Origin of the sequence: Janibacter alkaliphilus (genome assembly GCF_013408565.1) — a bacterium.
Taxonomy (GTDB): Bacteria; Actinomycetota; Actinomycetes; order Actinomycetales; family Dermatophilaceae; genus Janibacter; species Janibacter alkaliphilus.
This window is the reverse complement of sequence record NZ_JACBZX010000001.1, coordinates 1596530-1622903: the sequence shown is the minus strand read 5'-3', so window position 1 is coordinate 1622903 and position 26374 is coordinate 1596530. Positions and strand designations below refer to the sequence as shown.

Below are 26374 nucleotides of genomic sequence, written 5' to 3'. Positions count from 1 at the left end.
CCGGTCACGGGACGACGAAGATCGACGAGGACTGGGCCAGCTCGAGCAGCGGCCCGGGGAAGACGCCCAGCGCGAGGGTGATCAGCGTGCCGAGCATGATCGCCACCAGCGACATCGTCGCCGGGGAGGCGACCGTGACCTCGCCGCTGGGCTCGGTGAAGAACATCAGCACGATGAGCCGCACGTAGACGAAGGCGGTGACCGCGCTGGCCAGCACACCGAGCACCACGAGCAGGGTCCCGGCCAGCCCGCCGTGCGCCACCGCCGGGGCGAAGACCGCCACCTTCGCGGTGAAGCCGGAGGTCAGCGGGATCCCGGCGAAGGCGAGCAGCAGGAAGCCGAACGCCGCCGCGATCCACGGGTGGGTACGCCCCAGCCCGGCCCACTGCGACAGGTGGGTGGCCTCGGCGCCCCGCTCCCGGACGAGGTTGACGATGGCGAAGGCGGCGATGGTCGTCGCGCCGTAGGCCACGAGGTAGAAGAGCACCCCCTGCACGGCGCTCTGGTCGAAGGCCAGCAGCCCGACGAGGATGAAGCCGGCGTGCGCCACCGAGCTGTAGGCCAGCAGCCGCTTGACGTCGGTCTGGGTCACCGAGAGCACGGCACCGACGACCATGGTCAGCGCCGCCACGGCGATGACCGCGCCGCGCCACTCCCAGCGGGTGGTCTCCAGCCCGACGTAGACCAGCCGGAGCAGCGCCCCGAAGGCGGCCGCCTTGGTGCAGGCCGCCATGAAGGCGGTCACCGGGGTCGGTGCGCCCTGGTAGACGTCCGGGGTCCAGCCGTGGAAGGGCACCGCGCCGACCTTGAAGAGCAGCCCGACCAGGAGCATCCCGACGCCCGGCAGCAGCAGCGACTCCATCTCGCCGGTGGAGGTGCGGCTGGCCTCGGCGATCGCCTCGAGCTGCACCGAGCCGGCATAGCCGTAGAGCAGCGCCGCACCGAAGAGGAAGAAGGCCGAGCTGAAGGCGCCGAGCAGGAAGTACTTCAGCGCCGCCTCCTGGGAGAGCAGCCGGCGACGCCGGGCCAGCCCGCACAGCAGGTAGAGCGGCAGCGAGAGCACCTCGAGCGCGACGAACATCGTCAGCAGGTCGCCGGCGGCGGGGAAGAGCATCATGCCGCCGAGGCTGAAGAGGGCCAGCGGGAAGACCTCGGTGGTGGCGAAGCCCTGCCGGGCGGCCATCTGCTCCAGGCCGGAGCCGGGGCTGGCCGCGCCCATCGGGGTGAAGCCGTCCGAGCTGTCGCCGCCCAGGGTCTCGGCCATGACCAGCAGGCCGAGCAGCCCGAGGACGAGCAGCGACCCCTGGATGAAGCGGGCCGGCTCGTCGATGACGACGGTGCCGTCGACGGTGGCGCCGAGGTCGCCGTCGCCGATGAGCAGCAGCGCGGCGAAGGCGCCGACCAGGGTGAGCACGCTCAGCGCCACCTGGACGACGTGCCGCACCCGGCGCGGGGCGAAGGCCTCGACGACGACGCCGACGAGGGCGCCGGCGAAGACGACGATCATCGGGGCGAGGGCGACGTAGTCGATGTCGACCATCTCGAAGGAGTTCATCAGTGCGTGCCTCCGCTGGTCGAGGTGGAGTCGGCCGGCACCTCAGGTGCGGGGTCGCTCACCCCGACGATCTCCAGGGTGCGCTCGACCGCAGGGGTGAGGGTGTCCAGCACCGGCTTCGGGTAGACCCCGAGCACGAGGAAGCTGGCGATCAGCGGGGCGACGACCACCTTCTCTCGCCAGCTGAGGTCCGGCACCGCGGCGGCGAGGCGGCCGCGGCGACGCCCTTCGTCGAGGTCCTCGCGCACGTACGGCAGGTCCTCGGCCGGCTCGTCGCCGGCGACGGACGTGCCCGCGGCGTCGGCACGCAGCTCGACGTCGGTGCTGCCCGGGACCACCGAGGACCCCTCGGTCCCCCCGATCACCGGCGGCGGGCCGGTCATCATCCGCTTGTAGGCCAGCAGCACGTAGAGCGCGGCCAGGATGACGCCCAGCGCCGCGACCACCGTGACCACCGGGTAGGTGGGGTAGGTGCCGGCGATGACGAGGAACTCCGAGACGAAGCTGGACAGCCCCGGCAGCGCCAGCGCGGACAGCCCGGCGACGAGGAAGACCCCGGCCAGCGCGGGGGTGACCCGCTGCCAGCCGCCGAAGGCGTCGATCCGCGCGGTGCCGCGGCGGGCGACGAGCATCCCGGCGACGAGGAAGAGCGCGGCCGTGGAGAAGCCGTGGTTGATCATGTAGAGGTTGCTGCCGGTCTGCGAGGCCGAGGTCACCGCGAAGATGCCGATGACGATGAAGCCGAAGTGGCTGATCGAGGTGAAGGCGACCAGGCGCATGAGGTCGGTCTGGCCGATCGCCAGGATCGCGCCGTAGAGCACCGAGACCACGGCCAGGGTGAGCACCACCGGGGTGGCCCACTCGCTGGCCCCCGGGAAGAGCTGCAGGCAGAAGCGGATCATCCCGTAGGTGCCGACCTTGTCGAGCACGCCGACGAGCAGCGTGGCCACCGCCGGCCGGGAGGCGCTGGCCGCGTCCGGCAGCCAGGCGTGCACCGGCCACATCGGGGCCTTGACGGCGAAGGCGACGAAGAAGGCGACGAAGAGCCACTTCTCGGTGGTCGGGTCGATGCTCAGCCCGGTGAGCCGCTCGACGAGGAAGCCCTCCGAGCCGCCGGGACCCTGGAAGTACAGGGCGATGACCCCGACGAGCATGATCAGCCCGCCGGCCAGGCTGTAGAGCAGGAACTTCACCGCTGCGGCCTGGCGGCGCTCGCCGCCGAACATCCCGATGAGGAAGTACACCGGGATGAGCATCGCCTCGAAGAAGACGTAGAAGAGGAAGACGTCGGTGGCCGCGAAGACGCCGACCATGAAGGGCACCAGCGACAGCAGCAGCGCGTAGTAGGTCTTCTCCCGGCCACCGCCCTCGGGGATGTCGTTCCAGGCGGCGAGCAGGCACACCGGGGTCAGCACCAGCGCCATGAGGATGAGCGCCAGCGAGATCCCGTCGACGCCGAGCGCGTAGGAGACCCCGAACTGCGGGATCCACTCGTGCTGCTCGACCATCTGGAACTGCTGGTCGCTCCCCCGCGTGAAGCTCGTCGCGGTGGCGGCCACCGCGATGCCCAGGGTGAGCAGGGAGACGCCCAGCGCCACCGGCTTGGCCAGGCCACCCTTCGAGGGGAGCACCGCCACCACCAGCGCGCCGAGCAGCGGCACGACGATGAGCAGCGAGAGCCAGGGCAGATCGGTCATCAGTTCATCACCCATCAGTTCAGCAGGCTCAGCGCGGCCAGGATCACGACGACACCGGCGAGCATCGTCAGCGCGTACGAGCGGACGAAGCCGGTCTGGGCCCGGCGCAGCCAGGAGGAGGTGGCCCGCACCCCGGAGGCCAGGCCGTCGAAGCCGCCGTCGACCCCGTCCCGGTCACCCTCGACCAGGGCCCGGGTCAGGCCGACGCCGGGCCCGACGAAGAGGGCCGAGTTCAGCTCGTCCTGGTAGAGGTCGGCGCGGGCCGCCCGGGTCAGCACCGACCCCTTCGGCGCGGTCTCCGGCACGTCCTGGCGCAGGTACATGAACCACGCCAGGCCGGCGCCGAGGACGACCAGCAGCAGGGTGAGGGCGATGATCACCGGCACGGCGATCACCGGCTCCTCGTGCTCGTGGTGGCCGAGCACCGGCTCCAGCCAGGTGGTGAAGGTGTCGCCGGCGGCCAGCGCCCAGCCGAGCGCGACCGAGCCCACGGCGAGCACGATCATCGGGACGGTCATCGTCAGCGGGGACTCGTGCGGGTGCACCGCCTCCTCGCCCTCGGTGACCCAGCGGCGCTTGCCGTGGAAGGTCATGAAGAACAGCCGGGACATGTAGAAGGCGGTCACCCCGGCGCCGAGCAGCGCGGCGGTGCCGAAGACCCACGGCTGCCAGCCGTCGCCGACGAAGGCCGACTCGATGATCTTGTCCTTGGACCAGTAGCCGGAGAAGGGCGGGACGCCGAGGATCGCCAGCCAGCCCAGGCCGAAGGTGATCCAGGTGATCTTCATGACCGTGGCCAGCCCGCCGAAGCGGCGCATGTCGACCTGGTCGTTCATCCCGTGCATCACCGAGCCGGCGCCGAGGAACATCCCGGCCTTGAAGAAGCCGTGGGTGACCAGGTGGAAGATGGCGAAGGCGTAGCCGATCGGTCCCAGACCGGCGGCCAGCATCATGTAGCCGATCTGGCTCATCGTCGAGGCGGCCAGCGCCTTCTTCAGGTCGTCCTTGGCGCAGCCGACGACCGCTCCGTAGACCAGGGTGATGGCACCGACGATGGTGACCGCGAGCCGGGCGCCCTCGGAGGCGTCGAAGATGCCGTGGCTGCGCACGATGAGGTAGACGCCGGCGGTGACCATGGTCGCCGCGTGGATCAGTGCCGAGACCGGGGTGGGGCCGGCCATCGCGTCGCCGAGCCAGCTCTGCAGCGGGAACTGCGCCGACTTGCCGCAGGCGGCGAGCAGCAGCAGCATGCCGATCGCCAGCAGCACCCCGTCGCTGGCGCCCGGCGCGGCGGCGCCGACGGCGGCGATGTCCAGGGTGCCGAAGGTGGCCAGCATGACCGCCATCGCCAGGATCATCCCGAGGTCGCCGACGCGGTTGACGACGAAGGCCTTGTTCGCCGCGGTGGCGTAGGCGGGGTTGTGGTTCCAGAAGCCGATGAGCAGCCAGGACGCCAGGCCGACGCCCTCCCAGCCGACGAAGAGCAGCAGGTAGGAGTCCGCCAGCACCAGCAGCAGCATGGAGGCGACGAAGAGGTTGAGGTAGGCGAAGAAGCGCCGCTTGTCCGGGTCGTGGGCCATGTAGCCCAGCGAGTAGACGTGGATCAGCGAGCCGACGAAGGTGACCAGCAGGACGAAGGACAGCGAGAGCGGGTCCAGGGTCAGCCCGGCGGTGACGTCGACGCTGCCGGCCGGCACCCAGTCCCACAGCGCCAGCGAGCTGACCCGCTGCTCGGGGTCCTCGCCGAGCATGGAGAGGACGATGGCGCCGCCGAGGAGGAAGGACCCCCAGGACAGCGCGGTCGCCAGGTACGGGCCGAAGGAGTCGGTCGCCCGGCCGCCGAGCAGCAGGATGATGGCGCCGGCCAGCGGCAGGCCCACGAGCAGCCAGCCGAGGGCGGTGACCCCGGTGGCCTCGTGCGCCGCGGCGGCGTCGGCCGTCAGCACGGCGTCAGCGGTCAGCGCAGGGAGTGCGGTGAGCACGGTCGTCGCTCCTTACAGCTTCAGCAGGTTGGCGTCGTCGACCGAGGCCGAGCGTCGGGCACGGAAGATCGCCATGATGATGGCCAGGCCGATGACCACCTCGGCGGCCGCGACCACCATGACGAAGAGCGCGATGACCTGTCCCTCGACGCTGCCGTGCATCCGGGCGAAGGTGACGAAGACGAGGTTGGCCGCGTTGAGCATGAGCTCGACGCCCATGAAGACGACGATCGCGTTGCGCCGCAGCAGCACGGTGGCGCCGCCGATGGCGAAGAGGATGCTCGCCAGGTAGACGTAGTTCATCGGGCTCATCGGGCGCTCCCCTCGTCGTCACGGGTCGCGTCGTCGCCGCTCTGCGGGTGGCCCCCGTCGTGCTGGGCACCCTCGCGACGCAGGCTGGGCAGGTCCGCGCTGGGCGGCAGCTGCTCACCGGTGTCGTGCAGGTGGCGCTCCCGGGTGTCGGCGATCTCCCGGTCCGGGGCGGTGTCCGCGGCCGCCTCGTCCACCTCGACGTACCGGGTGGGCGCGGTGACCTGGTCACGGGCGACGAGCACCCGGTTCAGGGAGAGCTCGGAGACGGTGCCGTCGGGCAGCAGCGCCGGGGTGTCCACGGCGTTGTGCCGGGCGTAGACGCCGGGGGCCGGCAGGCCGGAGAGGTGCTGGCCCTCGCGGAAGCGGCGCTCCATCCACTGCCGCTGGGTGGGGCGGGGCACGATCCGCTCGCGGTGGGCGAGCACCATCGCCCCGATGGCGGCGGTGACCAGCAGCGCGGTGGTCACCTCGAAGACCCAGACGTAGCGGCCGAAGATGAGGTAGGCGACGGCCTCGACGTTGCCGGGGTCGGCGCTGACCGCGCTGAGGTTGGGGTCGCCCTCGTAGGTCACCCCGGAGATGGCCCCGACGAGCAGCGCCACCGTGGCCAGGCTGAGCAGCACGGTGAGGAAGCGCTGCCCGGTGAGGGTCTCGACGAGGCTGTCGGAGTGGTCGACGCCGACGAGCATGACGACGAAGAGGAAGAGCATCATCACGGCGCCGGTGTAGACGAAGATGTGCACCACCCCGAGGAAGGGCGCCTCCTGCAGCAGGTAGAAGGCGCCGAGGATGATCATCGTGACGACCATGCCGATCGCCGCGTGCACCGCACGCTTCGCGAAGAGCAGCGCCAGCGCCGCGGGCACCGCCACGATCGCCAGCGCCCAGAAGGCGACGGCCTCACCGGTACCGGTCACGACTGCTCCTCCTGCGCCTCGGCGTCCGCGCGACGGCGGGTGGCGGCGGCCGCCTCGACCCACTCGCGCTGCTCCGGGGTGGCCGCGGTGACCTTGCCCTGGTAGTAGTCCCGCTCCTCCATGTTGTCGACCATCGGGTGCGGGGCGGGCAGCATGCCCTCCTGCACCGGCGCGAGCAGCTGTTCCTTGGTGAAGATGAGGTCGGCGCGGTTGTTGTCGGCGAGCTCGTACTCGTTGGTCATCGTCAGCGCCCGGGTGGGGCAGGCCTCGATGCACAGCCCGCAGAAGATGCAGCGCAGGTAGTTGATCTGGTAGATCCGCCCGTACCGCTCGCCGGGGCTGAACCGCAGCCCCCGCTCGTCGTCGTTGTCCTCGCCCTGGACGAGGATCGCGTCCGCCGGGCAGGCCCAGGCGCACAGCTCGCAGCCGACGCACTTCTCCAGCCCGTCCGGGTGCCGGTTGAGCTGGTGGCGGCCGTGGAAGCGTGGCTGGGTGGGCCACTTGACCTCGGGGTACTCCTGGGTGGCGACCTTGCGGAACATCGTCCCGAAGGACACGCCGAACCCGGCGACCGGGGCGAACAGGTCCGCGAAGAACCCGCCCTTGCTCTGATCGTCAGCCACGGGGCTCCTCCTCGCTCGTGGTGGCGGTCGTGGTCTCGGTGGCGGTGGCCCGGGTGGCCCCGGCCGGCTCGACCTGGCGCGTGCTGCCGGCGCGGTGCTCCGGCTCGACGAGGCGCTGGCCGGGCAGCGGCGGGACCGGGTAGCCGCCGGCGAAGGGGTCGATCTCCTCCGGGGTCTCGGCGGCCTCCTCCTCGGCCTGGGCCCGGGCCTCGACCCGGTTCTCCCAGATCCAGGTGGCGCCGAGCACCAGCACGGCGATGACCCCGACGATGATCAGCGAGGCCACCGGGAAGGCGCGCCCGGCGAGGTTGACCGTGGAGTCGCCGAAGAAGCCGAGGTCGGCGGCCCGGATGAAGGCGACCGCGACGACCCAGACGACGGTGACCGGGATGAGGAACTTCCAGCCGAAGCGCATGAACTGGTCGTACCGGGTGCGCGGCAGGGTGCCGCGCAGCCAGACGAAGAAGAACATGAAGAGCCAGACCTTGATGGTGAACCACAGCAGGCCCCACCAGCCCTCGTTCAGCATGCCGTCGCCGATCGCGGCGAACCCGGGGGGCGCCTGCCAGCCGCCGAGGAAGAGCGTCGTGGCCAGCGCCGAGACGGTGAGCATGTTGATGTACTCGCCGAGGAAGAACATCGCGAAGCGCATGCCGGAGTACTCGGTGAAGTAGCCGCCGACGATCTCGCCCTCGCCCTCGGCGAGGTCCACCGGGAGCCGGTTGGTCTCGCCGACCATGGTGATGACGTAGATGACGAAGGAGACGCAGGCCGGGACGATGTACCAGAGGTCGCTCTGCGAGGCGACGATCTCCGATGTGGACATCGAGCCGGCGTAGAGGAAGACCGCGACCAGCGCCAGGCCCATGGCGATCTCGTAGGAGATGATCTGCGCGGTCGAGCGCAGCCCGCCGAGCAGCGGGTAGGTCGAGCCGGCCGACCAGCCGCCGAGGACGATCCCGTAGGCGGCGATCCCGGCGGCGGCGAGCACGACGAGGCTGGCCACCGGCAGGTCGGTCAGCTGCAGCGGGGTGCGGTGGCCGAACATCCACACGTCGCCGCCGAGCGGGATGATCGCGAAGGCGACGAAGGCCATCGACGCGAAGAGCATCGGGGCCATGGTGAAGATGAAGGCGTCCGCCGCCTTCGGCCGCACGTCCTCCTTCAGCATCGACTTCATGCCGTCGGCGAGGGTCTGCAGCAGACCGAAGGGACCGTTGCGGTTCGGGCCGGGACGCTGCTGCATCCGGCCGATGACCCGACGCTCGAACCAGATCGCCAGCAGCACGCTGAGCAGCAGGTAGACGAAGAGCAGCAGCGCCTTGACCAGGGACAGCCACACCGGGGTGTCGCTGAAGTCGGCCGGCCCCGGGGCGGCCGTGGTGAGCGTCGGCAGGATCGTCAGGCTGCTCATGCGGCTCCACCCCTGGTGACGGTGACGACCGGGCCGACGTGCCCGGTCAGGCTGCGCAGGTCGCAGCTCTCGGAGTTCGTCGGCAGCCACACCACGTGGTCGACCATGTCGGCGACGTGCACCGGCGCGGTCACCCGCACCTCGCCGCCCTGCACGGTGACGAAGTCGTCCTCGATGACGCCGAGGGCCTGCGCGGTGCGCGGGGAGACCCACGCCTTCGGGGTGTGCGCGGTGCCGGCGAGGAAGGGTTCGCCGTCCTGCAGCGAGCCCTTGTCGAGCAGCTGGTGCCAGGTCGCCAGGACGAGCTCGTCGGCGCCGAGGGTGGGCACCTCGGGGGTGCCGGGCACGGCGCGCTCGGGGCGGGTGGCCGGGCCGCGCTCGAGCAGGTCGAGCTCGCCGCGCACCTCGGCCTGGGTCCGGGTGCCGAGGAAGCCGCCGAGCTCGTCGGCGAGCATGTGCAGCACCCGGTGGTCGGCCATCGCGTTGGTCGACAGCGCCGCCTCGAACTCGCGGACCCGACCCTCCCAGTTGACGAAGGCTCCGGAGCGCTCGGCGTGCGGGGCCACCGGCAGCACGACGTCGGCGTGCGCGGTGACCGTGCTCGGGCGCAGGTCGAGGGAGACGACGAAGGCCCGCCGCAGCGCCTCGTGCGCGCCGGGCAGGGCGAGGTCGTCGGCGTCCACGCCGCCGACGACGAGGCCGCCGAGGCGTCCGGTGCGGGCCGCTCCGACGATGCCGGTGGTGTCCAGGCCGGCCTCGGTGGGCAGCGCGGCGTCGGTCTGCCACAGCGTGGCCAGCGCCTCGCGGGCGCCGGCGTCGGTGACCGGGCGGCCGCCGGGCAGCAGCCCGGGCAGCGCGCCGGCCTCGAGGGCGCCGCGCTCCCCGGCCCGTCGCGGCACCCAGGCCAGCCGGGCGCCGGTGCTCTCGGCGAGCGCCGCGGCGGCGGTCAGCGCACCGGGCACGGTGGCCAGCCGCTCGCCGACGAGGATGATCGCCGCCGGCTCGCGCAGCGCGGTGCGGGTGGCGGCGAAGCCGTCGCCGCCCATCGCCTCGGCGCTGCCCTCGCCGGCCAGCGCCCGCAGCACCTCGGTCTCGGTGCCGGGTGCCGCCGGGACGAGGGTGCCGCCCGCCTTCGTCAGGCCACGGGTGGCCAGCGGGGCCACCGAGAAGACCTGGGTGCCGCTCTTGCGGAAGGCCTTGCGCAGCCGCAGGAAGACGCTGGGCGACTCCTCCTCGGACTCCAGCCCGACGAGCAGCACCGAGCCGGCCCGCTCGAGGTCGGCGAAGCGGACCCCGCCGGTCTCCGGGGTGGTGCCGACGACGTGGTCGGCGAGGAAGTCGGCCTCCTCGGCCGAGTGCGGGCGGGCGCGGAAGTCGATGTTGTTCGTGCCGAGCACGCCGCGGGCGAGCTTGCCGTAGGCGTAGGCGTCCTCGACGCTGACCCGGCCGCCGACGAGCACGCCGTGGCCCTGCGCCGCGCGCAGCCCGTCCGCGGCGACGGCCAGCGCCTCCTGCCACGAGGCGGGGCGCAGCTCGCCGTCCTCGCGGACCATCGGCAGCTCGAAGCGGTCCCCGACGTCGGGGTAGCGGAAGGCCCAGCGGCCCTTGTCGCAGATCCACTCGTCGTTGACCTCGGGGTCCAGCGCGGCCATCCGGCGCAGCACGCTGCCGCGGCGGTGGTCGGTGCGGATCGCGCAGCCGCTGGCGCAGTGCTCGCACACGCTCGGGGTGGAGACGAGGTCGAAGGGGCGGGAGCGGAAGCGGTAGGCGGCGCCGGTGAGCGCGCCCACCGGGCAGATCTGCACGGTGTTGCCAGAGAAGTAGCTCTCGAAGGGCTGCTCCTCGTAGATGCCGACCTGCTGCAGCGCGCCGCGCTCGACGAGCGCGATGAAGGGGTCGCCGGCGATCTGGTCGGAGAAGCGGGTGCAGCGGGCGCAGAGCACGCAGCGCTCCCGGTCCAGCAGCACCGCCGAGGAGATGTTGATCGGCTTGGGGTAGGTGCGCTTGACGTCCTCGAAGCGGGAGGTCGGCCGGCCGTTGCTCATCGCCTGGTTCTGCAGCGGGCACTCCCCGCCCTTGTCGCAGACCGGGCAGTCCAGCGGGTGGTTGACCAGCAGCAGCTCCATGACGCCCTGCTGGGCCTTGTCGGCCACCTCGGAGGTCTGCTGGGTGCTGACCTGCATGCCCTCGCTGACCGCCATGGTGCAGCTGGCCTGCGGCTTGGGCATCGGCTTGACGTTGCCCTCGCGGTCCGGGGTGGCCACCTCGACCAGGCACTGCCGGCAGGCGCCGACCGGGTCGAGCAGCGGGTGGTCGCAGAAGCGCGGGATCTGGATCCCGGCCTCCTCGGCGGCCCGGATGACCAGGGTCTCCTTGGGCACGCTGACCGGGACCCCGTCGATGGTCAGGTTGACCATCTCGACCGGGGTCTGCTCGGTCTCGCTGCGGCTCGTGACGGTCATCGGGTCACCATCGCGTCCTGCTCCTGGGAGCCTCGGGATCCGAAGAGGGTGGCGGCGGCCGGCGGGAAGAGCTCGGCGGCCGGGGTGTGGCAGCCCGCCTCGAACTCCTCCCGGAAGTACTGCACGGCCGAGGTGATCGGGCTGGTGGCGCCGTCACCGAGGGCGCAGAAGCTGCGCCCGAGGATGTTGTCGCAGATGTCGACGAGCTTGTCGATGTCCTCGGTGGTGCCGCGCCCGTGCTCGATCCGCTCGAGGATCTGGGCGAGCCACCAGGTGCCCTCCCGGCAGGGGGTGCACTTGCCGCAGGACTCGTGCTTGTAGAACTCGGTCCAGCGGCTGACCGCGCGGACCACCGAGACGGTCTCGTCGAAGATCTGCAGCGCCCGGGTGCCGAGCATCGAGCCCTCGGCGGCCACCGACTCGAAGTCCAGCGGCACGTCCAGGTGGGCGTCGGTGAAGATCGGGGTGGAGCTGCCGCCCGGGGTCCAGAACTTCAGCTTCTTGTCCGGGTCGCGCATGCCGCCGGCCATGTCGATGAGCTCGCGCAGGGTGATCCCCAGCGGCGCCTCGTACTGGCCGGGGTGCTTGACGTGCCCGGAGAGGGAGAAGATGCCGAAGCCCTGGGACTTCTCGGTGCCCATGTCGGAGAACCAGTCGGCGCCGCGGCCGACGATCAGCGGCACCGAGGCGATCGACTCCACGTTGTTGACCACGGTCGGGCGGGCGTAGAGACCGGCCACCGCGGGGAAGGGCGGCTTGAGCCGCGGCTGCCCGCGACGACCCTCGAGGGAGTCCAGCAGCGCGGTCTCCTCGCCGCAGATGTAGGCCCCGGCGCCGGCGTGCACGGTGACGTCGAGGTCGTAGCCGGTGCCCATGATGTCCTTGCCGAGGTAGCCGGCCGCGTAGGCCTCCTCGACGGCGCGCATCAGCCGGCGGTAGACGTGCACGACCTCGCCGCGCAGGTAGATGAAGGCGTGGTGGCAGCCGATGGCGAAGGAGGTGATCGCCACGCCCTCGATGAGGAAGTGCGGCGCCGCCATCATCAGCGGGATGTCCTTGCAGGTGCCCGGCTCGGACTCGTCGGCGTTGACGACGAGGTAGCGGGGGCCGCCGTCCGGGGGCGGCAGGAAGCCCCACTTCATGCCGGTGGGGAAGCCTGCGCCGCCGCGGCCGCGCAGCCCCGAGTCCTTGGCGGCCTGGACGAGGTCGGCGGGGTCGCCGGCCAGCGCGGTGCGCAGCGCGGAGTAGCCGTCGTTCTCCTCGTAGGTGGCCAGCGTCCAGGACCGCGGGTGGTCCCAGAACTTCGTGAGGATGGGGGTCAGGGTGGTCACGCCGGATCCTCCTCGCCCTTGGCGTCGTCGTCGGCCAGCCGGGTCTCCTGGGCCGCCTGGGCGTCGACCCCGCCGGGCAGCTCGTCGGGCTCGTTCGTCGGGGCGTTCACCGAGCTGGGCATGCCGGCGGCGAGGCCGTCGACCTGCTGGCCCGCGCTCGACGCGGCGGTGTCGTCGCGCTGGTCGCCGGGAGCGACCCAGCCCTCGCGGCGGGCCACCTCGAGGCCGCGCAGCGACGGCTCGCCGGCGCTGACCCCTTCGTCGGCCAGACCGTCGGGGAAGCCGGCCAGCACCCGGGAGACCTGCCGGAAGGTGCACACCCGGCTCGGCCCGCGGGTGGGCGCGACCGGCGCCCCGGCGGCGAGGTCCTCGACGAGGCGGATCGTCGACTCGGGGGTCTGGTTGTCGAAGAACTCCCAGTTGGCCATGACCACCGGGGCGTAGTCGCAGGCGGCGTTGCACTCGACCCGCTCGAGGGTGATCTTGCCGTCGGCGGTGGTCTCGTCGTGACCGACGCCGAGGTGCTCGCTGACCCGGTCGAAGATCTCGTCGCCGCCCATGATCGCGCACAGCGTGTTGGTGCAGACCCCGACGGTGTACTCGCCGTTGGGGTGGCGCTTGTACTGGGTGTAGAAGGTGGCCACCCCGGAGACCTCGGCCGTGGTCAGGTCGAGCACCTCGGCGCAGAAGTCGATGCCGCGGCCGGTGACGTAGCCGTCGACGGACTGCACCAGGTGCAGCAGCGGCAGCAGCGCCGAGCGCTTCTGCGGGTAGCGGGCGATGACCTGCTCGGCCTCGGCGGCGAGCCGCTCGAGGACCTCGCCGGGGTAGGGCTCCTTGCTCTCCGCGGGCACGTGCAGGTGCCCGGAGGCGCTCTGCTCGCCGTAGCCGTCACCACTCATCGGTCGACGCCTCCCATCACCGGGTCGATCGAGGCCACCGCGACGATGACGTCGGCGAGGTTGCCGCCCTCGCACATCGCCGCCGCGGCCTGCAGGTTGTTGAAGCTCGGGTCGCGGAAGTGGGCCCGGTAGGGGCGGGTGCCGCCGTCGGAGACGACGTGGCAGCCGAGCTCCCCCTTCGGCGACTCGACCGCCTGGTAGGCCTGGCCGGGCGGCACCCGGAAGCCCTCGGTGACGAGCTTGAAGTGGTGGATCAGGGCCTCCATCGAGGTGCCCATGATCTCCCGGATGTGGTCCAGGCTGTTGCCCATCCCGTCGCCGCCGACGGCGAGCTGGGCGGGCCAGGCGATCTTCTTGTCGGCGACCATGACCGGGCCGGGGTTGGCCTGCAGCTCGTCGGTGACCTGCTCGATGATCCGCAGCGACTGGTGCATCTCGCCGAGCCGGATGGCCAGCCGGTCGTAGCTGTCGCAGCCGGTGCCGGTGACGACGTCGAAGTCGTACTTCTCGTAGCCGCAGTAGGGCGCCGACTTGCGCAGGTCGTGCGGCAGGCCGGTGGAGCGCAGCACCGGTCCGGTGATCCCCAGCGCGGTGCACCCGGTCAGCGAGAGGTAGCCGACCTCCTTGGTGCGCCCCTTGAGGATCGGGTTCTCCAGCAGCAGCTTCTCCAGCTCGCCGATGCCGCGGCGGATCTCCGGCAGCGTCTCGCGGATCTTGTCGATGGCGCCCGGGGGGAGGTCCTGGGCGACGCCGCCGGGGCGGATGTAGGCGTTGTTCATCCGCAGCCCGGTGATGTTCTCGATGATCGAGAGGATCTCCTCGCGGGTGCGGAAGCCGATGGTCATCACCGTGGTGGCGCCCATCTCCATGCCGCCGGTGCCCAGGCAGATCAGGTGCGAGGAGATCCGGGTGAGCTCCATCATGAGCACCCGGATGGCGCTGGCCCGCTCCGGGATCTGCTCGGTGATGCCCAGCAGCTTCTCCACGCCGAGGCAGAAGGCGGCCTCCTGGAACATCGGCGTGAGGTAGTCCATCCGGGTGCAGAAGGTCACGCCCTGGGTCCAGGTGCGGAACTCCATGTTCTTCTCGATGCCGGTGTGCAGGTAGCCGATGCCGGCACGGGTCTCGGTGACCGTCTCCCCGTCGAGCTCGAGGATGAGCCGGAGCACGCCGTGCGTGGACGGGTGCTGCGGGCCCATGTTGACGACGATCCGCTCCTCGGGGTTCATCCCGAGCTCGTCGATCTGCTCGTCCCAGTCGCCGCCGGAGACGTTGACGATCCGCCCCTCGGCGGCGTCGTCGGCCCCCGGGGTGGCGCGGACCCCGCGGGGGGTCCTGGGCACGGACTGCTGGGTGGTGGGCGACATCAGCTGTACGACCTCCGCTCGTCGGGCGGCGGGACGGTGCCGCCCTTGTACTCCACCGGGATCCCGCCGAGCGGGTAGTCCTTGCGCTGCGGGTGGCCCGGCCAGTCGTCGGGCATGAGGATGCGGGTGAGGTCGGGGCGGTCGTCGAAGACCACGCCGAACATGTCCCAGGTCTCCCGCTCGTGCCAGTCGGCGGCCGGGTAGATCCCGACGACGCTGGGGATGTGCGGGTCGGCGTCCGGGGCGGTGACCTCCACCCGCAGCCGGCGGCTGCCGTGGGTGATCGAGAGCAGCTCGTAGGTCACGTGCAGCTCGCGACCGGTCTGCTCGGGCCAGTGCACGCCGGAGACCGACATGCACATCTCGAAGCGCAGCGCCGGCACGTCGCGCAGCGCCTGCATCACCGGGCGCAGGTCGTCGCGGTCGACGAAGAGGGTGAGCTCGCCGCGGTCGACGACCACCCGCTCGACCAGGCTGCCCGCACCGTCTCCGGCGGTGGCTGCGTCCAGGGCGTCGACGACCTCGTCGAAGAACCCGCCGTAGGGGCGCTCGGCCTCCCCGGGCAGCAGCACCGGGGTGCGCAGCCCGCCGTAGCCGGAGGTGTCCTGGCTCTGCCCGGCGCCGAACATGCCGCGGCGCTGCGAGACCTGCACCGGCCCGTCGGGCTGGTCGGCCTCGACGAGCTCGGCGGGGGTCGGGCCGGCCTCCTCGGCCTGGCCCGGGGTGACGTCCTTCTCGCTCATGCCAGCAGGTTCCTTCCGAGCAGCGACTCGTGGTCGTGCGTCGGGGCCATCGCCTCGGTGGGGGCGGCGCCCAGCGCGGCCTGCTCGGCGGCGCGGGCGGCGGCCACCCGGTTCACGCCGAGCTTGCTGGACTGGATCTGCTCGTGCAGCTCGATGATCGCGTTGAGCAGCATCTCCGGGCGCGGCGGGCAGCCCGGCAGGTAGATGTCCACCGGGATGATGTGGTCGACGCCCTGGACGATCGCGTAGTTGTTGAACATCCCGCCGGAGCTGGCGCAGACGCCCATCGAGATGACCCACTTGGGGTTGGCCATCTGGTCGTAGACCTGACGGACCACCGGGGCCATCTTCTGGCTGACCCGTCCGGCGACGATCATCAGGTCGGCCTGCCGCGGGGTGGCCGCGAAGCGCTCCATGCCGAAGCGGGCGAGGTCGTAGTGCGGGGTGCCGACGGCCATCATCTCGATGGCGCAGCACGCCAGGCCGAAGGTGGCCGGCCAGATGGACGCCTTGCGCATGTACCCGGCGACGTTCTCCAGGGTGGTCAGCGCGATGCCGGCCGGCAGCTTCTCCTCGAGTCCCATTCTCTCTCCCTTCCCTCTCTCAGTCCCACTCGAACCCGCCGCGGCGCCACACGTAGGCGTCGGCGATGAAGAACGCGTTGAACAGGAAGAGGACGACGGCACCGAGGGTGAAGGCCCCGAGCTGGTCGAAGGCGACCGCGAAGGGGTAGAGGAAGAGCGCCTCGATGTCGAAGATGATGAACAGCATCGCGGTGAGGTAGTACTTCACCGGGAAGCGGCCGCCCTCGGCCGCCTGGGGGGTGGGCTGGATGCCGCACTCGTAGGCCTGCGACTTGGCCACGTTCGCCCGGGCGGGGCCGACGACGAGGCTGGTCACCACCGACACGGCGGCGAAGCCGACGCCGATGGCGAAGAAGATGAGCAACGGGATGTACGGGTTCATCTCGTCAGCGCCTCGCTTCCGTCTCTGCGACCTGGTCCGATACTAGGCGCCCGGAGGTGTCCCAGGTCACACCCGGGGCCGTGGCGGTGCCCGTCGCGCCCGGGAGGACCGGGGCGTCGACCGTCGTGGCGCTCATGCGCTCGGGGCCAGTCGGGTCATCAGCTGGATGGCCCGGTCGTCGAGACCGCCGCCCTTCTCCTCGGGCAGGTTGGCCATGAGCTTGAGCATGAACTTCATGAGGGTGCGCCGCGGCAGCCCGTAGCGGGTGGCCAGGCGCATGATCTCCGGTCGGCCGATGAGCTTGGCGAACTCGGCCCCGAGCCGGAAGTAGCCGCCGTGCAGCTCGCGCATCCGCTCGGGGTAGCGCTGCAGCGCCTCCTCGCGGGCGGCCGGGGTGGGGGCGCGCAGCGCGTCGCCGATGATCTCGGCCGCCTCGTGCGCGGCCTCCAGGGCGTAGTCGATGCCCTCGCCGTTGAAGGGGTTGACCATGCCGCCGGAGTCGCCGACGAGCAGCAGACCGTCGGCGTAGAGCGGCTGGCGGTTGAAGGCCATCGGCAGCGCGGCCGCCTGGATCGGGCCGGTGATGGTGTCCTCGTTGATCCCCCACTCGGGAGGCATCGTCTCGACCCAGCGCCGCATGACGTCCTTGTAGTCGGTGCGGCCGAAGGCCTCGGAGGTGTTGAGCACGCCGAGGCCGATGTTGCTGCGGCCGTCGCCGAGGCCGAAGAGCCAGCCGTAGCCGGGCATGAGGATGCGCTGCCCGTCCTCGCCGGTGGTCCACAGCTCGAGGTGGCTCTCCATGTAGTCGTCGTCGTGGCGCGGGGTCTCGTAGTAGGCGCGCACCGCGACCGCCATCGGGCGGTCCTCACGCTTCTCCCGGCCCACCCCGATGGACAGGCGCGAGGAGACGCCGTCGGCGGCGACGACGACCGGGGCCCGGTAGGTCTCGCGCTCGCCGGTGGCCCGGCCGCGCTCGTCGACCACCTTCGCCTCGACGCCGCTGACCCGGCCGGACTCGTCCAGGACGGGGCCGGTGACGTTGCGCCGCTCCAGCAGCTCGGTGCCGCAGCGGGCGGCGTGCCGGGCGAGCACCTCGTCGAGGTCGCCACGGGCCCGGGCCATGCCGTAGCCGGGGAAGGAGGTGACCTCGGGCCAGTCGAGCTGCAGGCGCATGCCGCCGGCGATGATCCGCAGGCCCTTGTTGTGCGCCCAGCCGTCGGTCTCGGCCGACGGGATGCCCAGCGCCTCGATCTGCCGGACCGCCCGCGGGGTGAGCCCGTCGCCGCAGACCTTGTCCCGGGGGAAGGTGGACTTCTCCAGCAGCACGACGTCCAGGCCCGCCTTCGCCAGCCAGGCGGCGGTGGCGCTGCCACCGGGACCGGCACCGACGACGACGACGTCGGCGGAGCGATCGACGGTGGGACGCTCAGGAGTGCTGGTCACGAGTTCCTCGGCGGCTTGTGAAGTGTTTCACGAACTGCTCGGCACACTACTCCCGCGGAACCAGACCTGTTCACGAAGGCCTACCTAACCCCCGCCCGCCCCCAAGCCCCCGGCTACCACGCAGTAAGTGCTGTGATCACGACACTTACTGCGTGGTAGCTCGCGTCGTAGGTGGGTCGCGTCGTAGGTGGGTCGCGTCGTAGGTGGGTCGCGTCGTCGTAGGTGGGTCGCGTGTCGGCCGCGGGTCAGGGGCGGATCGCGCGGTGCAGCGCGACGATGCCGCCGGTGAGGTTCTGCCAGGCGACGTCCGTCCATCCGGCGGCGGCGATCCGGGTCGCCAGCTCGCGCTGGGCCGGCCAGGCCTGGATCGACTCGGCCAGGTAGACGTAGCTCTCCGGGTTGGAGCTGATCGCCCGGGCCACCGGGGGGAAGGCGGCCATGAGGTACTCGGAGTACACGGTGCGGAACCAGCGGTTGGTCGGCTGACTGAACTCGCAGATCAGCAGCCGCCCGCCGGGGCGGGTCACCCGCAGGAACTCGCCGAGGGCCGCCTCCTGGTCGCCGACGTTGCGGAAGCCGAAGGACATCGTCACCACGTCGAAGGAGGCGTCGGCGAAGGGCAGCCGGGTCGCGTCCGCCGCGGCGAAGTCGAGGTCGGGCCGCTGGGTGCGCCCCTGCCGGAGCATCCCGAGCGAGAAGTCCGCCGAGACCACGTCGGCGCCGGCGGCCCGCAGCGACACCGAGGACGACCCCGGGCCGGCCGCGATGTCCAGCACCCGCTCCCCCGGCGCCGGGTCGATCGCCGCGGTCACCGCGCGCCGCCACAGCCGGGTCTGCCCGAGCGACATCACGTCGTTCATGAGGTCGTACTTCGCCGCGGTCTCGTCGAACATCGACGCGACCGCCTGGGGGTCCTTGGCGAGGGAGGCGCGGGTCATGCGGCACATCCTCGCACCCGCGCCGGGCACTGGTCGTACCCTGGAGCAGCCATGACGTCACCCTCCCCGGCGGCACCGTCCCCGCTCATCGCCCGGACGACCGCCGTCCCCGCGGCCCGTGTCGGGGACCTGCTGGACGTGCTCCCGCCGACCGCCGACCCCGCCGCGGTGGTCTCCTGGGTCCGTCGGGGCGAGGGCCTCGTCGGCTGGGGTCGGGTGGCCTCGGTCAGCACCTCCGGCCCGGACCGCTTCGCCGACGCGGCGCGCTGGTGGCGGGAGACCACCCGGGAGTGCATCGTCCGCGACGACGTCGACCTGCCGGGCACCGGACCGGTCGCCTTCGGCACCATGACCTACTCGGGCAGCTCGCAGGAGGAGTCCACGCTCGTCGTGCCCGAGGTGCTCGTCGGGCGCCGCGGCCGGCAGGCCTGGGTGACGACGATGACCGTGGACGCCACCGTGCCCCCGGCCGACGTCGTCCCCGGACGGCGCACCCCGCCCCCGGCGCCGGGCCCGGTGCAGATCGGCGACGGGCGCCTCGACGCCACCTCGTGGGCGGCCGCGGTGGAGGAGGCGGTGGCCCGGATCAACGCGGGCGCCCTGGACAAGGTGGTGCTCGCCCGCTCGGTGCAGGCGCGGGCCGAGGCACCGGTCGACCCGCGCTGGCTGCTGCGGCGGCTGGCCGAGGGCTACGAGACGACCTGGGTCTTCGCCGTGGACGGGATGGTCGGGGCCACCCCGGAGATGCTCGTCCGGCTCGAGCGGGGCCTGGTCACCTCCCGGGTGCTCGCCGGGACGATCCGGCGCAGCGGCGACGACAGCCACGACCTCGCGCTGGCGGCGTCGCTGGCCCGCAGCAGCAAGGACCTCGAGGAGCACGAGTACGCGGTGCGCTCGGTGGCTGACGCGCTCGCCGCGCACACCTCCTCGGTCAACGTGCCGGAGTCCCCCTTCGTGCTGCACCTGAGCAACGTCATGCACCTGGCCACCGACGTCGCCGGGGTGGTCGACGACGACTCGACGTCGCTGGCCCTGGCCAGCTCGCTGCACCCGTCGGCCGCGGTCTGCGGCACCCCCACCCCGGCCGCGGACGCGCTGATCAGCGAGCTCGAGCACCTCGACCGGGGTCGTTACGCCGGGCCGGTCGGCTGGATGGATGCCAGCGGCGACGGGGAGTGGGGCATCGCCCTGCGCTCGGGGCGCTACCAGGCCCCCGACCGGCTGCGGCTCTACGCCGGCTGCGGGATCGTCGCCGGGTCCCGGGCGGACGAAGAGGTGGCCGAGTCCGAGGCCAAGCTGCTGCCGATGCGTCAGGCGCTCGGCGGCTGAGCCAGCACCCTCGCCACCCGGTCGCGCCGTCGCTGGTCCGCCGAGCGGCGACCGTGCAGGTCGACCGGGACCCGCACCACCCGCAGGCCCTCGGGAGCCGCTGACACCGCTGCGGCCAGGTCGGCGGCGGCGCGGACCTCGACGACCGCGGCCCCGTGCGCCCGGGCCACGGCCGCGACGTCGCTTCGGGTGGGGGTGGCGAAGATCCGGGCGAAGGGGGCGGCCAGCGCGTCGGCCCCGTGCTCCAGGGTGGTGAAGATGCTGCCGCCGTCGTCGTCGACGACGACGATCGTCAGGTCCGGGGTCGGCTCGTCCGGGCCGATGACGAGCCCGCCGGCGTCGTGCAGGAAGCTGAGGTCGCCGAGCAGCGCGACCGTCGGGGTCTGCGGGTCGGCCAGCGCCAGACCGGCCGCGGTGCTGACCAGCCCGTCGATGCCGGCCAGACCACGGCTGGTGACGACGTCGAGGTCCGGCCGGGGCCGAGGCAGCGCGAGGTGCCAGTCGCGGGCCACGCTGCTGCTGCCGAGCAGCAGCCGGGCGCCCGTGGGCAGGGCGTCGTTCAGCAGCGCCGCGACGGTCGGCCCGTCCAGCGTCGCGCGCGGGGTCGGTGCGTCCAGGGGGGCGGGCGGGGTCGGTGCGGCCGGCATGGCGGGCGGGGTCGGTACGCCGGTCTCGATGGGGGCGGTCGCGGCGCGGGCCGCGTCGGGGTCGAGCGCGGCGGCCATCCGCTCACCGGCGTCCAGCCACTCACGGGCCCAGGCCGACGGGTCCGCCGGCGGGCCCGGGTCGCCATCGAGGACCAGCGCGGAGACAGGGTGCACGGCGGCGGCGGTGCTGGTGGCGTCGGCCCAGCCGTCGGCGGCGGGTTCGCCCGGGGTGATCACCTCGACGCGCACCCCCGGACGCCGGGTCAGCGCCGGCACGGCTCGACCGAGCGTGGGGCGGCCCACGACGAGCACCCGCGAGGGCAGGTGCGCCTCGACCCAGGCGTGCGCGGTGAGCAGCAGGGCGCCGTGCGGGAGCACGAGGTCGTGCGTGCCCGGGCCGGGCTCCGCGACGACCGGCGCTCCGTGGTGGGCCGCCCAGTCGAGCGCGGCGCGGCGCAGCCCGGGCGTGGGCAGCTCGCCGATGACGATGAGAGTGCGCTCGTCGTTGGCCAGCGGGGGATGCCCGTCGGGCACCGGTCCGGCAATGGCGCCGGGCAGGGTCACCCACGGGGCGCCGTCCGGACGTCCGCGCACCGGGTCGCCGCCCTCGGCGCTCCCGCCACCACCACCGGCACCGGCACCGGCTTCGCCACCATCGACCAACGGGTCGTCGCTGCCCGGTGCGAGCGGGTCGCGGAAGGGCTGGTTGAGGTGCACCGGCCCGGCCTGCCCGGGCCCGGTGAGCGCCCCGGTGGCGGCAGCCACGGCACGACCGGCGGCGCTGCGCCAGGTGGCGGCCTGGCGGGCGGGCTCGGCCGGGGTCTCCAGGTCGAGCGCGAGCCGCACCGACCCGCCGAAGATCCCCGGCTGCTGTGTGGCCTGGTTGGCACCCACCCCACGCAGCTCGGGCGGCCGGTCGGCGGTGAGCAGGATCAGCGGGACGGCCGCGTGGTGGGCCTCGAGGACGGCCGGGTGCAGGTTGCCCACCGCGCTGCCGCTGGTCGTCACGACCACCGCCGGCCGCCGCGAGCGCTTGCCCAGGCCCAGCGCGAGGAAGGCGGCGGAGCGCTCGTCGACCCGCACGTGCAGCCGCAGCCGACCGGCCTCGTCCAGCTCGTGCGCGGCGTAGGCCAGCGGCGCGGACCGCGAACCCGGGCAGAGCACGAGGTCGCGGACCCCGAGCCGGACGAGCTCGTCGAGGAGCACGCGGGCTGCGGTCAGCGAGGGGGTCACGAGGGTCGATCCTGCCAGCCCGTCGGGCGTGCGACCGCGCTCACCGGCGTTCACCGGCGCTCGCGGGTGATCTCGTAGTCGATCGTCTCGGCCTCACCCCCGTCGAGGAAGGGAGCCGCGCCCGCCCGCCAGTCCCGCAGCGAGGGGTCCTGGTCGCCGGCGTCGTCGATCTGGGCGGCGGTGCGTTCGTAGAGGTCGTTGTCGTGAGCCTCGGTGGCGCCCGCGTCCTCGTCGAGGTCCTCGGCGACGTCCCGGCGCACCGTGACCCACTGCTCCCGGTCCGGGTTGTCCGCGCCGTCCAGGCCGGGCACGAGGTCCTGGTCGTGCTCGACCGAGAGCACCGAGACGTCGCGGCCGACGGGGACGGTCGCGACCGGCGCGCCGGTGGTCACCACGTGCCGTGCCCCGGGGAACCGCCGTCGCACGCGGGGGTCCGCGGCCAGGGCGGCGGCGGTGAGGCCGCCCTGGCTGTGCCCGTTGAGCAGGATCGGTTCGTGGCGCGCGCCCGGTCCGCCCATCCGCGCCTGGGCGTCGCCGAGCGCGTCGGCGATCGCCTGGGTGGAGAGCGTGCGCTGGTTGGCGGCGAGCCGAGCGTTGCTCGTCATGTCGTAGATCGTCCGGCCGGTCCGGGGGTCGAAGGTCTGGGTGCCGGGCACGTCGACGATCCACGCGGAGGTCCCGTCGGGCCGTGCGACGCGGGTGACCCGCACCTTCTGGCCGCCGGCGCTGGGCCCGTCCCGGGCGACCAGGTCCGCGACCGAGCGCGGACCCCGGCCGGGCTGCCGCGCGCCGGGCACCACCGAGGCGCGGTGGCCGGACTCGTCCATCAGCCCGGTGCCTGCCAGCCCGAGCAGCAGCGCCTCGACCGCCTCGGGCTGCGAGCGCGGCGGGTAGCCGCCCGCGCCGAGCGACCGACCGAGCAGCCAGGGACCGGCCACGGGCACGCCGAGACCCAGGCCGAGGACGACCCCTTCGAGCCCGTCCATCGTGTGCGGCACCACCCAGGGGTGGTCGAAGAGCCAGGCGTCGACCCGCTCGGGACTGGCCACGGCCACGCCGAGGCCGAGGGCCGGCACCGTGAGCGGCGCGGTGGCGCCCAGCCCGATGCCCACGCCCACCTCGACGGTGTCGATGGCGCCGTCCACCAGCCGCTCCACGTCGTCGTAGACCGCGAGCGCCTCGGCCACCCCGTCGGCGAGCACCTCCAGGGCCAGCGCGCTGCCGCCGATCCCGACCGGGCTGCACAGGCGCGCCAGGCCCAGCTGCAGGGGCAGTCCTCGGTCGGGAGCCACCAGCGAGGCCGCCTGGAGCCGGGGGTGCACCTCGAGCAGGAGCAGCTCGGCCAGCAGCCCCTGCAGCTGGTCGGCGACCCGGTCCAGCCGGCGCGCGGCCCAGGCCATCTCGTCGAGGGAGACGGCGAGGCCGTGGCTGCCCCCGGCGACGTCGAGGCCGCCGGTGCCGGCGCTCACAGCAGCGGTCCCTTCGGCCGGGCCACGACGGCGATGGTCTCGGCCACCTCGGCGGCGAGGCTCGCCCGCTCGCGCGCAGCGTGCTCCAGGGCGAGCGTCTCCCCGCTCAGATCCTCGGCGTCCCGGGCCAGGTCCAGCAGCCGCCGAGCTCTCGCGTCGACCTGCTCCCGGAAGAGGTCGGCAGCACCGGATCGCCAGCGCACCTCGGCCGTGCCGGCCACGTCCGAGGCCAGCTCGTGCAGGAGCCGGGCAGCACTGTCGAGCCGGGTGGCGACGCCGGAGAGGTCGAAGGGGTCCATGGCCGACAGCCCACCGCAGCGGTGCGGGCGCCGCCAGGCGTCGCCGAAGTCTGGGGATGCCGGTACGGGACGGGGACGGCTGGGGACGAGCGTCGCGCAGGTCGAGACCGGGCAGCGAGGATCCAGGCCAGGACGGCAGCGCCCTCTCCTGGCTCAGCCCGCCAGCACCGCGTGGGCCGCGGTCAGCCGCTCGCGCCACCAGGTCTCGCGCTCGGGCTCGACCCGGTGCCGGGCCAGGGCAGCGGGGTCCACGGCGGGATCGCGCACCGGCAGCGCCCCGCCGACCGGGACCAACGGCTCACCGCTGACGTCCTCCTCCAGGAGCCGCACGGTGCCCAGCCCGCAGGCGTGCGGCAGGTCCGGCAGGGCGGCGGCCAGCGCCACCCCGGCACGGATCCCGACGCTGGAGTCGATCGCCGAGGACACCACCGCGGGCAGCCCGCAGTCCTGCACGACCGCCAGCGCCCGCGCCACCCCACCGAGCGGAGCGACCTTGACGACGACCACGTCGGCGGCCCCGCGCCGGGCGACCTCCAGCGGGTCCTGGGCCTTGCGGATCGACTCGTCCGCGGCCACCGGCACCTCCACCCGGTCGCGGGCCAGCGCCAGGCGCAGCGCCGCCAGCTCGGCGACCTGCGCGCAGGGCTGCTCGACGTACTCCAGGCCGAAGCGGCTCAGGGCGGCGACCGCCTCGCGGGCCTGGTCCACCGACCACGCCCCGTTGGCGTCCACCCGGATCCGCGCGGTCGCCCCGAGCACCTCGCGGACGGCGGCGACCCGGTCGAGGTCGTCGGACAGCGTCTGGCCGGCCTCGGCCACCTTCACCTTGGCCGTGGTGCAGCCCTCGAAGCGGGCCAGCACCTCGGGCACCCGTGCGGCCGGTACCGCCGGCACGGTGGCGTTGACCGGCACCTCGTCGCGCACCGGGGTGGGCCACTCCCCCCACCCGGCCTCGATCGCGGCGGCCAGCCAGGCGGCGGCCTCGGTCGGCGGGTACTCGACGAAGGGGGCGAACTCGCCCCAGCCCGAGGGGCCGCGCAGCAGCGCCACCTCGCGCTGCTCGATCCCGCGGAAGCGCACCCGCAGCGGCAGCCGCACCACGTGCAGCGACCCGAGCAGGTCGGGCAGCTCCGGCAGGTTCGGCAGCTGCGGCAGGTCGGGCACGGTGGGTCGGCCGGACAGGTCGGACGGGGTCACCGGTCGCGGGTGGAGAGCACGCAGAACTCGTTGCCCTCGGGGTCGGCCAGCACGTCCCACGTGACGTCGGCGCTCTGCCCGACATCGACGCGGGTCGCTCCGCGCTCGAGCAGCGCGGCGATCTCGGCGACGCGCTCCTGGCTGGTGTGCGGGGCGAGGTCGATGTGCAGCCGGTTCTTCACGCCCTTCGCCTCGGGGACGGGGACGAAGACCAGCGCCGGTCGCTGAGCCAGCCACGTCGGCAGGTCCTCGATCACCCGCTCCTCGGCGTCGGGGTCCGCGGCGACGGCCACCTCGTGCTCGTCCTCGTAGACGATGCTCCACCCCAGGGTCTCGGCCCACCACCGGCCGAGCGAGGCGATGTCGGTGGCGTCGACGACCACGGTGTACCAGCGCAGGCTCATGCACTCACCCTGCCAGAGGACACCGACAGCCCTGCCCGTCGCAGCGACCGGGGCCCGGCGCGTCGACGCCGGGCCCCGGTCAGGGGTGCTGCCGCGGGGTCAGGGGACGATCTGGACGGCCACCTTGCTCAGGTGCAGCAGGTTCCGGGAGGTGGAGCCGTGCTCGGAGGAGAGCCAGCCGCCACCGCCGCGGGTGCCGACGACGAGCAGCCCGGCCTCGGAGCTGGCGTCGAGCAGAGCCTCGTCCGCGCGGCCCGAGGGGGCGCTGGTGGTCACCTCCAGGTCCGGGTGCTGCTCGACGACGCGGGACTTGGCCTCGTCGGCGATCTTCAGCGCGGCCTCCTCGAAGGCTCTGGCCGCGTCCTCCTCGCTGTCGAAGCCGGCGGGGTCGATACCCCACGGGTCCTTGTCCGCCTTCTTCCAGCAGGTCATGAGGTGCAGCCGGGCTCCCCAGGCGGCCGCCTGCTGGGCGCCGGACTCGGCGGCTCGCTCGGCCGAGACCGAGCCGTCGACACCGACGACGACCGGAGCGTCCGGTCCGGGCAGCCGGGCCGAGGAGGGCACGACCGTGACCGGGCAGCGGGCGTGACCGGTGACCCCGTAGGCGGTGGCGCCGAGCAGGGTGCTGCGCACCCGGCCCAGGCCGCGGGTGCCGACCACCACGCCGGCCGCGCCGGCGGAGGCCTCGTCGAGGGCCTGGCGGGGGCCGAGCAGGGAGCCGCGGGCGGTGGCCTCCAGGCCCGACGCCTGCTCGCGGGCGATCCGCGCACCGGCCTCGGCCGCCTTGCGCGAGCTCTCCAGGGCCTTGGTGGGGTCCCAGATGCCGACACCGGCGTCGTGGGCGTACTGGATCCTGTCGGCGGCGTGCAGCACGACCAGCGGGGCGCCGGCGTGGGCGGCGGCCGCGGCCGCCCAACGGACGGCCTTCTCGGCGCCGTCGGAGCCGTCGTAGCCGACGACCAGCGGTCGGCTCGTGGAAGCGGGCTGGGTCATGGAACTCATCACCTCTGCATCGGTGCAGCCGCGACGGCCATCCCCTCGCCGGGCAGCTGCGTCTACCTGTGGACAGCTGACCTACTACAGGCTATCGGAGTGAGGGCACCCCACGGCAAGGCCCGGACGGATCAGTCGCCGCCACCCCCTT

General features: G+C 73.1%; 23 protein-coding genes. 1 reads left to right on the top strand and 22 read right to left on the bottom strand.

Annotation, left to right across the window (positions count from 1 at the left end):
• Positions 1-4 precede the first annotated feature (4 nt).
• The 16 genes from nuoN to BJY28_RS07810 all read right to left on the bottom strand — a co-directional run bounded on the left by nuoN (position 5) and on the right by BJY28_RS07810 (position 18652).
• A complete protein-coding gene (gene nuoN, locus BJY28_RS07885; RefSeq protein ID WP_179462530.1) occupies positions 5-1555 on the bottom strand; it encodes an NADH-quinone oxidoreductase subunit NuoN in 1551 nt (516 codons plus the stop codon).
• Positions 1555-3252 carry an NADH-quinone oxidoreductase subunit M gene (locus BJY28_RS07880; RefSeq protein WP_179462529.1) on the bottom strand — a complete coding sequence of 566 codons (1698 nt, stop codon included), beginning with the start codon at positions 3250-3252 and terminating at the stop codon, positions 1555-1557. The genes nuoN and BJY28_RS07880 overlap by 1 nt, the downstream gene beginning before the upstream one ends.
• Positions 3253-3266: 14 nt before the next feature.
• Positions 3267-5234: an NADH-quinone oxidoreductase subunit L gene (nuoL, locus tag BJY28_RS07875; RefSeq protein WP_425485700.1), complete on the bottom strand. Its 1968-nt coding sequence runs from the start codon at positions 5232-5234 to the stop codon at positions 3267-3269.
• A gap of 12 nt (positions 5235-5246) precedes the next feature.
• Positions 5247-5546, bottom strand: coding sequence for an NADH-quinone oxidoreductase subunit NuoK (gene nuoK, locus BJY28_RS07870; RefSeq protein ID WP_179462528.1), 300 nt, complete (start codon positions 5544-5546; stop codon positions 5247-5249).
• Positions 5543-6463 (bottom strand): NADH-quinone oxidoreductase subunit J, encoded by a 921-nt coding sequence (locus tag BJY28_RS07865; RefSeq protein WP_179462527.1) that lies wholly within the window; start codon positions 6461-6463, stop codon positions 5543-5545. The genes nuoK and BJY28_RS07865 overlap by 4 nt, the downstream gene beginning before the upstream one ends.
• Positions 6460-7086, bottom strand: a complete 627-nt coding sequence (gene nuoI, locus BJY28_RS07860; RefSeq protein ID WP_179462526.1) for an NADH-quinone oxidoreductase subunit NuoI — start codon at positions 7084-7086, stop codon at positions 6460-6462. The genes BJY28_RS07865 and nuoI overlap by 4 nt, the downstream gene beginning before the upstream one ends.
• Positions 7079-8500 (bottom strand): NADH-quinone oxidoreductase subunit NuoH, encoded by a 1422-nt coding sequence (gene nuoH, locus BJY28_RS07855; RefSeq protein ID WP_179462525.1) that lies wholly within the window; start codon positions 8498-8500, stop codon positions 7079-7081. Before nuoH ends, nuoI begins: the two co-directional genes overlap by 8 nt.
• Positions 8497-10962, bottom strand: coding sequence for an NADH-quinone oxidoreductase subunit G (locus BJY28_RS07850; protein ID WP_179462524.1), 2466 nt, complete (start codon positions 10960-10962; stop codon positions 8497-8499). Before BJY28_RS07850 ends, nuoH begins: the two co-directional genes overlap by 4 nt.
• Positions 10959-12293 carry an NADH-quinone oxidoreductase subunit NuoF gene (nuoF, locus tag BJY28_RS07845; protein ID WP_179462523.1) on the bottom strand — a complete coding sequence of 445 codons (1335 nt, stop codon included), beginning with the start codon at positions 12291-12293 and terminating at the stop codon, positions 10959-10961. Before nuoF ends, BJY28_RS07850 begins: the two co-directional genes overlap by 4 nt.
• Positions 12290-13195: an NADH-quinone oxidoreductase subunit NuoE gene (nuoE, locus tag BJY28_RS07840; protein WP_179462522.1), complete on the bottom strand. Its 906-nt coding sequence runs from the start codon at positions 13193-13195 to the stop codon at positions 12290-12292. Before nuoE ends, nuoF begins: the two co-directional genes overlap by 4 nt.
• On the bottom strand, positions 13192-14562 hold the full coding sequence (locus BJY28_RS07835) for an NADH-quinone oxidoreductase subunit D (RefSeq protein ID WP_179462521.1): 1371 nt from the start codon (positions 14560-14562) through the stop codon (positions 13192-13194). Before BJY28_RS07835 ends, nuoE begins: the two co-directional genes overlap by 4 nt.
• On the bottom strand, positions 14562-15305 hold the full coding sequence (locus BJY28_RS07830) for an NADH-quinone oxidoreductase subunit C (protein WP_179462520.1): 744 nt from the start codon (positions 15303-15305) through the stop codon (positions 14562-14564). The genes BJY28_RS07835 and BJY28_RS07830 overlap by 1 nt, the downstream gene beginning before the upstream one ends.
• Positions 15302-15889 (bottom strand): NuoB/complex I 20 kDa subunit family protein, encoded by a 588-nt coding sequence (locus tag BJY28_RS07825; RefSeq protein WP_179462519.1) that lies wholly within the window; start codon positions 15887-15889, stop codon positions 15302-15304. The genes BJY28_RS07830 and BJY28_RS07825 overlap by 4 nt, the downstream gene beginning before the upstream one ends.
• A 19-nt stretch (positions 15890-15908) precedes the next feature.
• Positions 15909-16271, bottom strand: coding sequence for an NADH-quinone oxidoreductase subunit A (locus tag BJY28_RS07820; RefSeq protein ID WP_179462518.1), 363 nt, complete (start codon positions 16269-16271; stop codon positions 15909-15911).
• Between the two features lie 132 nt (positions 16272-16403).
• Complete coding sequence (locus BJY28_RS07815; RefSeq protein WP_179462517.1) at positions 16404-17714, bottom strand: geranylgeranyl reductase family protein; 1311 nt, start codon at positions 17712-17714, stop codon at positions 16404-16406.
• Positions 17715-17959: 245 nt separating this feature from the next.
• Positions 17960-18652 carry a demethylmenaquinone methyltransferase gene (locus BJY28_RS07810; protein ID WP_179462516.1) on the bottom strand — a complete coding sequence of 231 codons (693 nt, stop codon included), beginning with the start codon at positions 18650-18652 and terminating at the stop codon, positions 17960-17962.
• Positions 18653-18703: 51 nt separating this feature from the next.
• On the opposite strand from BJY28_RS07810, the gene BJY28_RS07805 reads away from it, so the two are divergent.
• Complete coding sequence (locus BJY28_RS07805; RefSeq protein WP_179462515.1) at positions 18704-19981, top strand: isochorismate synthase; 1278 nt, start codon at positions 18704-18706, stop codon at positions 19979-19981.
• Here BJY28_RS07805 and menD read toward each other — a convergent pair.
• From menD to BJY28_RS07775, 6 genes are all read right to left on the bottom strand, one after another.
• Positions 19963-21861: a 2-succinyl-5-enolpyruvyl-6-hydroxy-3-cyclohexene-1-carboxylic-acid synthase gene (gene menD, locus BJY28_RS07800; protein WP_343037013.1), complete on the bottom strand. Its 1899-nt coding sequence runs from the start codon at positions 21859-21861 to the stop codon at positions 19963-19965. The two genes, BJY28_RS07805 and menD, sit on opposite strands and share 19 nt — an antisense overlap.
• Positions 21862-21911: 50 nt before the next feature.
• Positions 21912-23330 carry a hypothetical protein gene (locus BJY28_RS07795; RefSeq protein WP_179462514.1) on the bottom strand — a complete coding sequence of 473 codons (1419 nt, stop codon included), beginning with the start codon at positions 23328-23330 and terminating at the stop codon, positions 21912-21914.
• Positions 23327-23629 (bottom strand): hypothetical protein, encoded by a 303-nt coding sequence (locus BJY28_RS07790; RefSeq protein WP_179462513.1) that lies wholly within the window; start codon positions 23627-23629, stop codon positions 23327-23329. Before BJY28_RS07790 ends, BJY28_RS07795 begins: the two co-directional genes overlap by 4 nt.
• A 153-nt stretch (positions 23630-23782) precedes the next feature.
• A complete protein-coding gene (locus BJY28_RS07785) occupies positions 23783-24775 on the bottom strand; it encodes an o-succinylbenzoate synthase (RefSeq protein ID WP_179464002.1) in 993 nt (330 codons plus the stop codon).
• 47 nt (positions 24776-24822) lie between these two features.
• The gene (locus BJY28_RS07780; RefSeq protein WP_179462512.1) at positions 24823-25230 is read right to left on the bottom strand and encodes a VOC family protein; all 408 of its coding nucleotides are present in this window, start codon (positions 25228-25230) and stop codon (positions 24823-24825) included.
• 99 nt (positions 25231-25329) lie between these two features.
• Positions 25330-26223 (bottom strand): universal stress protein, encoded by an 894-nt coding sequence (locus BJY28_RS07775; RefSeq protein WP_179462511.1) that lies wholly within the window; start codon positions 26221-26223, stop codon positions 25330-25332.
• Positions 26224-26374: the final 151 nt, after the last annotated feature.